The sequence below is a fragment of the Mangrovibacterium sp. genome (genome assembly GCF_041596335.1).
Taxonomy (GTDB): domain Bacteria; phylum Bacteroidota; class Bacteroidia; order Bacteroidales; family Prolixibacteraceae; genus Mangrovibacterium.
This window is the reverse complement of record NZ_JBFHIT010000006.1, coordinates 69707-82864: the sequence shown is the minus strand read 5'-3', so window position 1 is coordinate 82864 and position 13158 is coordinate 69707. Positions and strand designations below refer to the sequence as shown.

At 42.7% G+C, this 13158-nt stretch carries 11 protein-coding genes; 7 read left to right on the top strand and 4 right to left on the bottom strand.

Annotation, left to right across the window (positions count from 1 at the left end; translation table 11 throughout):
- Positions 1-248: 248 nt before the first annotated feature.
- Positions 249-1580 carry an argininosuccinate lyase gene (gene argH, locus ABZD21_RS04020; RefSeq protein WP_372773061.1) on the bottom strand — a complete coding sequence of 444 codons (1332 nt, stop codon included), beginning with the start codon at positions 1578-1580 and terminating at the stop codon, positions 249-251.
- Between the two features lie 1052 nt (positions 1581-2632).
- Here argH and ABZD21_RS04015 point away from each other — a divergent pair.
- The 3 genes from ABZD21_RS04015 to ABZD21_RS04005 all read left to right on the top strand — a co-directional run bounded on the left by ABZD21_RS04015 (position 2633) and on the right by ABZD21_RS04005 (position 5020).
- Positions 2633-3304, top strand: a complete 672-nt coding sequence (locus tag ABZD21_RS04015; RefSeq protein WP_372773059.1) for a hypothetical protein — start codon at positions 2633-2635, stop codon at positions 3302-3304.
- A 114-nt stretch (positions 3305-3418) separates the two neighbouring features.
- The gene (locus tag ABZD21_RS04010) at positions 3419-3775 is read left to right on the top strand and encodes a P-II family nitrogen regulator (RefSeq protein ID WP_372773057.1); all 357 of its coding nucleotides are present in this window, start codon (positions 3419-3421) and stop codon (positions 3773-3775) included.
- A 12-nt stretch (positions 3776-3787) separates the two neighbouring features.
- Positions 3788-5020, top strand: a complete 1233-nt coding sequence (locus ABZD21_RS04005; RefSeq protein WP_372773056.1) for an ammonium transporter — start codon at positions 3788-3790, stop codon at positions 5018-5020.
- 385 nt (positions 5021-5405) lie between these two features.
- Here the strand turns inward: ABZD21_RS04005 and ABZD21_RS04000 are convergent, their stop codons facing one another.
- Both ABZD21_RS04000 and ABZD21_RS03995 read right to left on the bottom strand, forming a co-directional pair.
- Entirely contained in the window at positions 5406-6452 is a 1047-nt protein-coding gene (locus ABZD21_RS04000; protein WP_372773055.1) for a M20 family metallo-hydrolase, read from the bottom strand.
- A gap of 374 nt (positions 6453-6826) precedes the next feature.
- Positions 6827-7396, bottom strand: coding sequence for an acetate uptake transporter (locus tag ABZD21_RS03995; RefSeq protein WP_372773054.1), 570 nt, complete (start codon positions 7394-7396; stop codon positions 6827-6829).
- 269 nt (positions 7397-7665) lie between these two features.
- Here ABZD21_RS03995 and ABZD21_RS03990 point away from each other — a divergent pair, with 269 nt between their 5' ends.
- The 4 genes from ABZD21_RS03990 (at position 7666) to arsB (ending at position 10033) form a co-directional block, all read left to right on the top strand.
- Complete coding sequence (locus ABZD21_RS03990) at positions 7666-8064, top strand: hypothetical protein (protein WP_372773053.1); 399 nt, start codon at positions 7666-7668, stop codon at positions 8062-8064.
- A 108-nt stretch (positions 8065-8172) separates the two neighbouring features.
- A complete protein-coding gene (locus tag ABZD21_RS03985) occupies positions 8173-8511 on the top strand; it encodes an ArsR/SmtB family transcription factor (RefSeq protein ID WP_372773051.1) in 339 nt (112 codons plus the stop codon).
- A 60-nt stretch (positions 8512-8571) separates the two neighbouring features.
- The gene (locus tag ABZD21_RS03980) at positions 8572-9000 is read left to right on the top strand and encodes an arsenate reductase ArsC (protein ID WP_372773049.1); all 429 of its coding nucleotides are present in this window, start codon (positions 8572-8574) and stop codon (positions 8998-9000) included.
- Positions 8987-10033, top strand: coding sequence for an ACR3 family arsenite efflux transporter (gene arsB, locus ABZD21_RS03975; protein WP_372773047.1), 1047 nt, complete (start codon positions 8987-8989; stop codon positions 10031-10033). The genes ABZD21_RS03980 and arsB overlap by 14 nt, the downstream gene beginning before the upstream one ends.
- Before the next feature lie 81 nt (positions 10034-10114).
- Here the strand turns inward: arsB and ABZD21_RS03970 are convergent, their stop codons facing one another.
- Positions 10115-12928: a M16 family metallopeptidase gene (locus ABZD21_RS03970; RefSeq protein ID WP_372773046.1), complete on the bottom strand. Its 2814-nt coding sequence runs from the start codon at positions 12926-12928 to the stop codon at positions 10115-10117.
- Positions 12929-13158 lie beyond the last annotated feature (230 nt).

Below are 13158 nucleotides of genomic sequence, written 5' to 3'. Positions count from 1 at the left end.
CATCGACAGTGATTTAAAACTATAAGCAAAACCCGCGAAAATCTTACGAAGTGAAAGCAAAAATAGCCATAAAATGAATATCATCCAACGTTCAATTCTAAAAAAGCTGTTCGAAAACATAGCCCACACTCTTTACTTTTAACGCATAATTTCATAAACAAGTGAAATCGAACGACTTAGAATCGAGGCTCAAAACGAGGGAATATCAACCGGTCAATAAATGATAACATTTTATTAACAGAATTGCACTATTTCAGCAACTTAGCAATCGAATTGTCAACCTTTTCAAAGTTGAACTGACTGCGCACCGCCTTCATTTTTGCGTCGATCTCCGCAAGACATAAATTCCCCAGGCTACCGGCATGCGTATGCACAATTTCCCGGTTTGGCTCATAGGTTCCGGACTGGATCTCCATGCCAATCTTTTTATAGGCATCCCTGAACGGCACTCCTGCAATGACCATTCGATTGACATCTTCTACACTGTACACGTATTTGTAACGTTCATCAGTCAGAATATCTTCCCTTACCGACATTTCGGAAAGGGCAAAATTGGCAATCTCCAGGCAATTTTTAAGATCCTTAAACGAGGGCAGGAAAACTTCTTTCACGATTTGAAGATCGCGGAAATAGCCACTCGGCAAATTATTAATCATCAGCATAATTTGAGTTGGCATCGCCTGCAATTTATTACAGTGTGAGCGCAACAACTCAAAAACATCCGGATTTTTCTTGTGAGGCATAATACTCGATCCGGTGGTCAATTCATCAGGCAAAGCCACGAAACCAAAATTCTGGCTCATAAACAAACAAACATCATAAGCCAATTTCGAGAGCGTAGCAGCAATAGACGAAAGTGCGAAAGCAACCGTTTTCTCCATTTTACCTCGCCCCATTTGGGCATATATTACATTGTAGTTCATTTGCTCAAAGCCCAATAAGTCGGTGGTCATTTGCCGGTCGATCGGGAAAGAGGAACCATAACCTGCTGCCGATCCCAACGGATTTTGATTGGCAATACGGTAAGCAGCCTGCAACAATAAAAAATCGTCGGCCAAACTCTCGGCATATGCGCCATACCACAACCCGAACGATGATGGCATCGCGACTTGCAGGTGAGTATATCCGGGCATCAAAACATCTTTAAAGCGCTCGGCCTGCTTCAGCATCGTTTGGAAAAGCTGATCACCAAGCTCTACAACTTCGCGGATCTCGCTGCGGGTAAATAATTTCAGGTCAAGTAATACCTGATCATTCCGCGAACGTCCGCTATGAATTTTTTTACCTATGTCGCCCAACTTGCGGGTCAACATGGTTTCAACTTGCGAATGCACATCCTCAACACCATCCTCAATGACAAACTCGCCAGACTCGGCCAGTTTGTAGATCGACTTTAACTCCAGCAACAACAACTTTAGCTCCTCCTTTGGAAGGAGATTAATTTCCGACAACATGATGCCATGAGCCATCGACCCTAAAACATCAAAAGGAGCCAGATACAAATCCAACTCACGATCTTTTCCAACCGTAAAATCTTCAATTAGCTTGTTAACAGAGTAGCCTTTATCCCAGAGTTTCATTTTATTTGAATTTTGCCCAAATATACTTTAATTATATTACTACGAAAAGTGCACGTTTGCTTTCTCAATACACTTAAGCTAATAACAACACTGGAATATTGATTATTTTCAATCAAAAAATCGAACAAATAGACCAGCAAAGCGACTTTGTAAAATTAAGCAAGGCAAACTAACGAAAACCAAGCTTCAAGTTCAAGACCCACCGACACAACATCTCCCGTTGTCTGCCCGCACAAAAAACTCACTATGCCAATAAATCAAAAAAAAAGCCCCCCCCTAAAAATAGCCCCCATGCTTGCAAAAAATATAAAAAACCAAACCTCTCCCCCTCACGACTACAATGGAATTATCGTCCGGAAACTCAAATAGCACCGAAACGGCCCATCTCCAACACAAACAGCAGCAAAACCATAGGAAATAGCGCGTCCGGCAAGCCTAAAACCTAAAAAGGGACAATCAACAAAACATAACACACAAGAAATACAGTCAACTAGATACATCTTTCTTTCCGCTGGAAACCATCCATTAATCCGCCACATCCTTTGGAAATCAAATCGCATTCCTCATCCTAAAACCGCCCACAATTGACAAAAATCACCAATATCACAAAACACTCTATTTAATCTCTTTTTATCTGCTTAAAACACCAAGTACGAACACATAGCTACCATTTCGGCCATTTTCAAACATTTTAATCCAGCACCCCAATCATCCAAGTCAAAACTAAAAACGCCCCACAATCATCGATCAATATTTTATCATTTTATCACATTACCCCGTAAATTAAGGGGTTATTGTGATAAAATGACACAGATAAGGCGTTTTGACCATCTTTTTTCAAGGTATTGAATGTTAATTTTGCATTAATTTGGGGTACACCCCCTATTTTTTCGACACCCGACTTAAAAATATCTCTACTTTTGAACCGGAGACAAAAAACAAACAGGGGACCCTTTTAAAAAACGAGCATTTTAAAAGATCACACGTTAAAGCAAAACCAAACAAAATTATCACTTAAAAAAGTTCAGTTAAACTCTTAAATTTTTTACATCATGAAAAAGACAATGAAATTATTACTGGCATTTGGACTTGCGACGATTTTTGCTTTAAACGTTCAAGCACAAGACGAAGAGGCAGCCTCTTCATGGGACACTGGTCTAGACATTTACTCTAGCTACATTTGGCGTGGTGCTAAATTCGGCGAAGGCGCGGCCCTCCAACCCTATGTAGAATTCAGCACTGGCGGGTTCGCTTTGGGTGCCTGGGGATCTGTAAACTCGGGAAGTTCTGAAAGTTTGGAAATGGACCTTTATGCAAGCTATTCGATTGGTGCTGTTTCGTTAACTGTTACAGACTACTACTTCGGTGGAGACTGGACTTCTCCAAAATCAACACACTACCTGGAACCAAGCTTAGGAGTTAGCGCTGGCGATTTCTCGTTCACTGCTGCCTACATGCTGCTACCTGAAGATGGCGAGACGAAATTTGGCGAAGAAGGCGACACTTACCTGGAAGCCGGTTATTCTTTTGGTTCATTTGACGTAGCCTTAGGTGCTGGCGATGGCCAATATTCTGATGACGGCGATTTTGCTGTGTGTAACATCAGCGTTGGAACTTCGAAGGACATCGTAGTCACTGACACCTTCACACTACCTGTTTCAGGAGCTGTAATTCTGAATCCTTCTACCGGTGGATTCTTTATCACTGCAGGTATTTCTTTCTAAATCAATATTACAAACAGATTTAAGTGAAATAACCAGGATTGGGAAACCGATCTGTGGGCACTATCCCCAATTCTGGTTATTCCATGTGACACAAAAAATATAAATCAATATCACATGAAAAAGATTGAGGCAATTATTAGAAAAACCACATTTGATGAGGTAGTTGAAGCACTACACGAAGCAAATATCGAATTCTTCTCTTACTGGGATGTTCGCGGTGTTGGTCAAACACGACAAGGGCGTGTCTATCGCGGTGTTGCATACGACACAAGCTCGATTGAAAGAACAATGATTTCATTAGTTGTGCGCGATAAAAATGTTGAAAAAACAGTATTGGCCATTATGAAAGCTGGTAGAACCGGCGAAATAGGCGACGGTAAAATCTTCATCTCAAGCATGGAGGAATCTTACCGCATCCGCACCGGAGAATTTGGAGACGAGTCATTATTCATTAAAGGTAAAGAAGAATAAAAATATTAGATCATGGAAGAAACTTTACAAGGCCTACAAATAGGCATAGACAATATGTGGTTGCTCATTGCTGCATTTATGGTAATGTTCATGCAACCTGGATTTGCGATGGTAGAGGCCGGTTTTACCCGCGCCAAGAACACAGCAAACATTCTGATGAAAAACTTAATGGACTTCAGCATCGGTTCAATCTTATACTGGACCATCGGATTTACATTAATGTATGGTGACTCAATTGGCGGATTCGTTGGAACCCCCGACCTGTTCTTCATGAGCGACGGTTTCGGTGACAACTATTCTGATTATGCTGACCTGTTCTTCCAAACAGTATTTGCCGCGACTGCAGCAACGATTGTTTCCGGAGCAATGGCAGAACGTACAGAGTTCATCTCTTACTTGATTTTCTCAATTGTAATTACTGTATTTGTTTACCCAATTTCAGGTCACTGGACCTGGGGTGGTGGTTGGTTAAGTGAACTTGGTTTCCACGACTTCGCCGGATCATCTATTGTACACTCCGTTGGTGGATGGGTTGGTTTAGCCGGTGCCTCGATCATTGGACCTCGTTTGGGTAAATACAAAAAAGATGGTACTCCGAACGCTATTCCTGGTCACAACCTGGCCTTGGGTGCTTTAGGTGTTTTCATCCTGTGGTTCGGATGGTTCGGATTCAACCCCGGATCTCAATTAGCTGCTGCCGGTACTGAAAATGCTGTTGCTATTGGTCACATCGCTGTTACAACCAACCTGGCTGCTGCAGCCGGAGCTGTAACTGCCATGATTGTTGCCTGGTTCCGCTACAAACGTCCTACCCTGTCGTTAACATTGAACGGAGCGTTGGCCGGTTTGGTAGCCATCACTGCAGGTTGCGACGCGGTTAACCCAGTTGGTGCCTTATTCATTGGTATTATTGCCGGTTTCATCCTGCCATTTGCAGTTGAATTCTTTGATAAAATATTGAAAATTGACGACCCTGTTGGTGCAGTTTCTGTACACGGTGTTTGTGGTGCCGTTGGTACGCTTTTAGTTGGAGTTTTCTCTACTTCTGAAGGTTTATTCTACGGTCACGGAGCTGGCGCCCTGGGAATTCAAGCAATTGGTGTCCTGGCATACTTCGGATGGGCTTTCGGCCTTGGATTAATTCTGTTCTTCATTTTGAAGAAAGCTGGAATCCTGCGAGTTACAAAACGCATCGAAGAAGAAGGTTTGGATATCTACGAGCATGGAGAAAGTGCCTACAATTAATAATTTCTTCAGCCTTTAAGTCTGTAGCTTTCTCAAGGGCCTGCCAGTGGCAGGCCCTTCCTGCATCACATCAACAGAGCTACGAAAGCTTAAATACCAAATAAAAAAAAGGATGTTGACCAATGTTGGTTAACATCCTTTTTTTCTATTTGAGTTTATCTCCGAATCATTACGAACTGAATCAAAAATCACCCCCACTTCATTCTTTCCTTGTAAAAATACGCCGATCAACCAGAAATAAAACTCACAAGTGAGAGCCTTCTTCTAAAACAGCCGGAAAAATATAGACACTGGATATGCTTCTTTTCTAAGCCACGCTGAATACCCAGCGGAAATAAACAGACGCAACTTAAATACTTCATCCTTTCCATAAGCTAAACCGATATCAGATCTCCAGCTTCTCCAGCAAGGAGCAATAAACTTCGAAGCCATTTTCAATCTCCGAGACCAAAATGTACTCATCAGCAGTATGCGAACGAGCGCTGTCGCCCGGACCTATTTTTATTGACGGGAAAGGCATAACAGCTTGATCGGAAGTCGTTGGCGAACCATAATAACTCAAGCCCAACGCAATTCCACGCTGAACAATCGGATGAGTGACGGGTATTCCGGATGAATTCAATTTAAAAGAACGAGCAACGACTTCAGACTGAATCAACCCCTGAATTTCATCACAGGCCTCCTGATTGGAGTAGAACTCATTCGTGCGAACATCAACCACAAAAGTACAGTTATCGGGCACAACATTATGCTGATAACCGGCATTGATCTGAGTAACCGACAACTTCACCTCACCCAAAACATCAGACACCTTTTCAAACTTGTATTGGCGTAAAATATTGATGTCGTCAACAGCCTTATACAATGCATTCTCACCTTCATTTCGGGCTGCATGCCCTGCCCTGCCGTGGGCGGTACAATCCAACACCATGAGTCCCTTTTCTGCGATAGCCATTTGCATTTGGGTGGGCTCGCCAACAATCGCCAATTTAACATCGCCAAACTCCTCCACCAAACTCACCATTCCTCCGTTTCCGGAAATTTCCTCTTCTGCTGAAGCGGCAAAAATTAAATTATAGGGTAGATTTTCCTCCTGATAAAAATGCACAAAAACGGCCATCAGAGTTACCAACGACGCTCCTGCATCATTACTGCCAAGACCAATCAAAACATCCCCATCCACCTCTGCCGAGAACGGATCTTTAGTCCAATTCTTTACCGGCTTTACGGTATCGATGTGCGAGTTCAACAGAATGACCGGTTTTTTGTCGTCCCAGAATTTATTCCGAGCCCAGGTATTCCATCCTTTTTCGTGAAAAGCAATGCGTTTTGAGGTAAGAAAATTTCGGACAAGCAAAGCGACAGGACCCTCCTCCCGACTAAAAGAAGGAGTCTGAATCATCGACCGTAACAACTCAATATAGGCTTCCATTTGATTAAATTAGAGTAACAAATGTAACAATGTTCGCGAAAGTAATACACCCAAACGGCATCCTACCACCCGAACGATTAAATAACCGTTACTTTAAATATAAAGTTTACACCCGAATGCATAAAACAACAACGGTGCTGATTTAAACAGAAAGCTCTGCCAATTTTCGCGAACTTACGAATACCAGCAGAGCTTTCTACTCTTACTCCAAAATCACCCCTATACAATGCAATTCGAATAGGCTAAAACTGATATTTCATTTTCTGACCTCATAAACCTATTAGTAACAAAATGAATCAACGCCCGAAATTGAATAAAACAACGGCAGCGATCCCGGAACTTGTCGGCACATAAAAAATTGAATGCCGACACTTCTATTTATTAGCAATCAGAGGCTTTCCTACTTTTAAAACTTCTCTTCCCGCCAAATCGTTTAGAATGATCGCAGCCATCATATACCAAGCCGCCAATGCACAAACAATCAAAACGATAGCCGCCGCTGTATTCAATGTCTCGAATCCAAAATGTGCCAAATCAAGTAACACGAAGCCAGCCAACAATGACGCAAAAGTCACAAACATAGCCGTATGGATAAAGAAAGAGCCAACCCAGAAAATAACGGTGATCAGTGTCCAGGCAACCAAAAAGAAACCAACATCGCTGTGCGAAGACGGATAAACCTGCAAGTGGTTCAAAATCCAGATAATCCCCAGACCGATCCAGAATGAGCCATAGGCAGTGAAAGCCGCAAAGCCAAAATTATTTCCCATTTTGTGCTCCAGAAATCCAGCGACCAATTGCGCAGTACCTCCAAAAATAATCCCCATTGCCAAAATTGGTCCAAGACCAACCCATCCCAAATTATGGAACTGCAGTAAAAGTGTTGTCAAACCGAAGCCACCCAGCCCTACGACAGCCGGATTGCCTAACTTAGAATTTTGCATCTGTTAACTTGTTAGTTGATAAATTAATGGCGCAAAAATAGTCATTAAAACGTGATTGCAAAGTTCGTTTCTCATTTTCATCAATCTTTCGCAATTACACCCGTCAATTTGATCCAACATCAAGCAACACCGCGCCAAACACACTAATATAAGAGCCCCAAAATATCTATTTGTTAATTTTAACAACCAATTACTGACATTTTCTTTTTTCAGCCCTTCTGACTTCTATTTTGTCGTTAAATTCGAAGGAAATCAAAAAAATCATCCACATGACAGAGGCAGACATTCAACTTATCAAAAAATCATATCCTCAAATTAAAGGCAACCTGCCTCGATTGGCAAAATATTTCTACAACCGAATTGCCGATCTCGATTCAGAACTTGATCAACTTTTCGCCGATGACAAAGCCAATCACGGAATTGAATTCTCGCGAATTGTGGAAGTTGCCAGCAACTCAATAGAAGACACCAAAACGGCACTTCCGGAAATCAAACAGCTTGAGGCCAAACTCAACTATTACAACATTCAACCCGATGCGTTAGATACAATCGGTGCTGTATTTATCGACACACTGGCATTTGGCTTCGGAAACAACTTCACCCCTCAGGTTATGAAACCCTGGGTAACAGCCTACAAAGAATACGCTGCCTTGTTCTATAACGAGTAACAAAAACACTCAATACAAACGAAATACGTCATTTAATCGAAATTTAATGACGTATTTTTACGTTGTATTAATATTTGACGTATATTTGCGTCATTAAACAATTACAAGATGACATCAGCAAAAGTTGAATTATTTGACGAGGAGCTGCAACTAGCAGCAGGCTACTTTAAGGCACTGGCGCATCCGGCCCGTTTAGCTATTTTACAATACTTGGCTGCCTCGAAAATGTGTATCTCCGGAGATATCTCAAACGAACTGCCACTTAGTCGGACCACCGTGAATCAGCACCTGACTGAATTAAAAAACATGGGACTGATAAAGGGGTCAATCGACGGAGTGAAAGTCAACTACTGCCTGAATCAAAGTCGAATAAAAGAGCTAAAGCAACTTCTCGGCAGTTTTCTGGACTCTGTTGAGTTGCCCGACAATCAAAGCTGCAAAAGCTAATCAACTGCTCGTCTCATCATCTTTATTCTCTGAATACAAATCAATCTAAAAAAAAGTTAAATGAAGGTATTAATTCTTTGCACCGGCAATAGTTGCCGCAGCCAAATGGCCCATGGTTTTCTTCAATCATTCGATTCGAACATTACCGTTTGTTCTGCCGGAACAGAAGCTTCAGGCAAACTGAATGCCAAAGCAGTACAAGCGATGAAAGAAATTGGGATCGACATCAGTCACCACACCTCCGACTCCGTTCAAACCTATTTGAATGATGAATGGGACTATGTAATCACCGTTTGTGGAGGCGCCAACGAAGCTTGCCCGGCGTTTCTCGGCAAAGTAAAACACCGACTGCACATTGGCTTCGACGATCCATCACACGCCGTTGGAACCGACGAGTTTATCTGGAGTGAATTCCTCCGGGTTCGCGACGAAATCAAAGCCGGATTTTACGATTTCTACCTGAAAAACATCAAAAATGAGCTCAAATAAGCGCCTATCGTTTCTCGATCGCTACCTAACATTCTGGATTCTGGCTACCATGCTGGCCGGCGTGTTTATTGGATACTTGTCTCCCGAAATCAATCAATTCTGGAGCCAATTCCAAAGCGGATCGACCAATATCCCGCTGGCTATCGGACTTATCCTGATGATGTATCCGCCACTAGCCAAAGTGAAATATGAGGAACTCGGACGGGTTTTTCGTAACGTAAAGTTGCTGGGAATCTCACTGATTCAAAACTGGCTGATTGGCCCACTTCTCATGTTTGTGCTTGCCGTGCTCTTTCTGCAGGATTATCCGGAATATATGGCCGGAGTGATTCTGATCGGTTTGGCGCGCTGCATTGCCATGGTAATTGTATGGAACGATCTGGCTGGTGGAAACCGCGAATATGCGGCTGGGCTAGTCGCTTTCAACTCCATTTTCCAGATCTTGTTTTTCTCGGTGTACGCCTGGGTGTTTCTCGGAATTCTACCCGACCTGATTGGACTGCAGACATTCCAGGTTGATATTACCATCGGACAGATTGCCGAATCCGTCCTCATTTATCTGGGAATTCCTTTTGCAGCCGGTTTCCTCACCCGCTTCAGCCTTACCCGCTTGAAAGGTGAACAATGGTATCAGGAAAAGTTTATCCCGAGAATCAGCCCGATTACATTAATCGCGTTGCTATTCACCATTTTCGTGATGTTCTCGTTTAAAGGCGAATACATTGTTAAAATTCCGATGGATGTGATTCGAATCGCCATTCCGCTGGTGATCTATTTTGTGCTCATGTTCGTTATTTCCTTTTTTATGGGGAAAAAATCGGGCGCCGACTACGAAAAAACAACCACCATTTCGTTTACCGCTGCCTCGAATAATTTTGAACTGGCCATTGCGGTCGCCATTGCTGTATTCGGCATCAATTCGGGCGAAGCTTTTGCTGCTGTGATTGGTCCACTGGTTGAAGTGCCGGTTCTTATCTCACTGGTCAACCTGGCTCTTTGGTTTAAAAAGAAATACTTCGTTGCCGTAGCATAAGTACAATTCCTTATTCACACAAAGAGGCCGTCTCAAATTACGATTGAGACGGCCTCTTGCATTTTTCAAACTTTTACCGAGCTAATTCGCAGCAGTTTCCGCAGGGCTCATAATTACTTCTACGGTGTCCGGACTAGCCAGAATCTGTCTGGCGAACTCAACCACAGATTCGGGAGTAATCCCATCTACCAACGCTTTATATTCGTCGTCGCCATAGATCACATCACCTGTCTGCAAATAATCGACAATATCATTCATCCAAAATTTATTGGTTTTCACGCTTTGTTCGCGCATATTCAATATCGATGATTTGACTTCGTCGAAATCCACCAAATCAACGGTTCCGTTTTTCAACTCATCAATCTGATTATAAACAATCTCCATCAACCGATCATACTTTTCGGGATCGGTATCAAAACTAATCTGAATCGCATAACGTTCTTCCGGAATTTCGTTAAAACTCGAGCGAACTCCAACGCCGTAACTTCCACCCTCATCTTCGCGAATAGTATCCAAATACTTTTTTGATAACAGTTGTGACAGGAAATACAAGCTCAACTTCGTTTCGTTCTGCTTGGCCAATTTACCCGAAAGGTTCAGATAAACCGTTGTTTTAGGAGTATCCATCGAACGCAAAACAGTTCGTTCGGTTTTGCCTTTGGAAGGATAAAGTTTGTGATCGACAACCACTTCCGTCTCACTTGTTCCCGGAATGTTTCCGATATAGGTCTGAATTTCGGGCATCATTTCTTCGCTCACGTTGCCAACAAAAACAAAGGTAAAGTCGCCTGCATTTTGAAAACGATCGGTGAACACCTCGCGGATCTGGTTAAAACTAACAGCATCGACAAACGCTTGATTTAAAACCAGTGCACGAGGACTATAATTGCTGGAAACGCGGGTAATCGTATCGCGCATTGCTTTTTGATTATCGGCGGCAGCATTTTTCAAATACGCTTCATACTGATCGCGTAATTTCTGGTAAGCTGTTTCTTCGAAACGAGGACTTGTAAAATACAAGTAAGTTAACTGCAATAAAGAACTGAAATCGCGGATATTACTGGACCCGCTAAAACCCTCGGTATTATCGCCAATAAACGGAGTGACACCAACAATTTTCCCGCTCAGTTTCTTCGACAAATCAGTCGCTTTAAATTCACCTAATCCGGAATTTTCGACAACATTCACCGCAAAATCGGCTGAGGCTAAATCAGCCTCATCAACCAGCGACGATCCTCCAAAGCTCACTGCCGAAAATAAAATTTCATCTTTCGCTAAATCGGTCGGATAAATCACCACCCGGGCACCGTTTTGCAAAACATATCCTTTTGCGTCAACTAAACCCGGAACCAAAAAAGTTTCTTTCACAGCTGCAGGCGCCAATTCATCGGTTACTAAAGGAGTACTGGTATCTTCTTCCTGGTAAGCTTCCAACTCGCTTGTCTGTACCGCTGTCATCACCGATTCAAAATCGGCCAACGCTGGATACGTATTTTCTGGCGCATCCGGACCTGTGAGGGTCAGAATTTTATTCCGTCCAGTTGAAATTGCCGCAACAGCCCGGTTTACATCCTGAAGGCTAATTGTTTCGAGCATTTCTTGCTGCACGGCCAATTCCACTTCCGGAGCGAGGAATGGCTCCGCTTTCAGGAAATAATTATACAGGCCTCTTGCCCATTTGTCATTTTCAACTTTATCCTGATTGGCCACATAATTCTTGTACCGGCTCAATGTGTTATCCTTTGCCCGTTCCAACTCCGGTTCCGTGAATCCAAACCGGGTGGCTCTTTCCCATTCAGAGTAAACTTCGCGGTAAGCGTCAATTTCCTTTTCCGGCTTGGGAATAACAATCAGGTTGAAGGAGCGCTGCAAACGTGTCACTGAATTAAAGCCAGCCTGAGCTGCCAAAACATCGGTTTCATTATTTTGAATATACTCATCCAGCCGACTATTGAACATGGAAAATATCAACGAACTGATCCGTTCATCCCTCAGTTCCTTTTCATCCTTTACTATTGGGTTATCAGAAATTTCCTGATAGGAAATATTGACGTACTTGGCCTCCTTATCTGTAGCCAGACAGTAGTATGTATCATCGTGATCCGGAATACGCTCGTAAGCCCTTTCGGCTCTGTCTTCATTCAACCCGATACCGGAAAAAATAGATTTCACCTTTTGCTCCATCGCCACCGGATCCACATCACCAACAATCACAACTGCCTGCAAATCGGGACGATACCACTTATTATAATAATCGCGCAACTCCTTATATTCGAAATTATTCACGATATTGATATCGCCAATTGGCATTCGGTCTGCATACTTCGAGCCCTTGAAAAGCACCTGCGAGGTCTGTTCATAAAGTCGCAAGCCCGAAGTTCTTCGGGTACGCCACTCCTCGCGGATTACACCACGTTCAGCATCAATCTCGTCATCCTGAAGCAACAAACCACCCGACCAGTCGTGCAAGACGAACAAACAGGAGTCGAGCAGCCATTCTCCGGCAGTTGGCACATTACTGATGTTATACACGGTTTCGTCGTAGCCGGTATAGGCATTAATATCGGCGCCGAAACGAACACCGTGTTTCTGAAGCAAATTCAGAAATCCTTTCCCGGCAAAATGCTCCGTTCCGTTAAAAGCCATGTGTTCGAGAAAGTGAGCGAGCCCTTTTTGGCTGTCATCCTCCAGAATTGAACCAACATTTTGTGCAAAATAAAAACTAACCCGATCTTTCGGAAACTCATTCTTTAAAATGTAGTAGTGCATGTGGTTCGGCAGCACTCCACTAACGACCTTTTCATTCAGTGGGATTGTTGTTCTCATTTGAGCTATCCCCGAAAACTGAACAGAAAGGATGAACAAAGCCAGAATTGTAAGATGTGTAAATTTCATGGGTAAAGATTTATATTTAAATTCGATATAAACGCTAACAGGTGATTTTGTGAATGGGTATTCGTACAAGCCCTATCATTACATCCAGGACCTAAAATTATTGTTAATTTTCAACATCTGATTGTATACTAAGGTTTTTCAATTAAATCATCGGTTGAAAATAGGAATACCGACGATTCGTAAGGATTTCGGTCGTGTTTCTTTCGGAATTAAGGTTAAAAATAAACAGA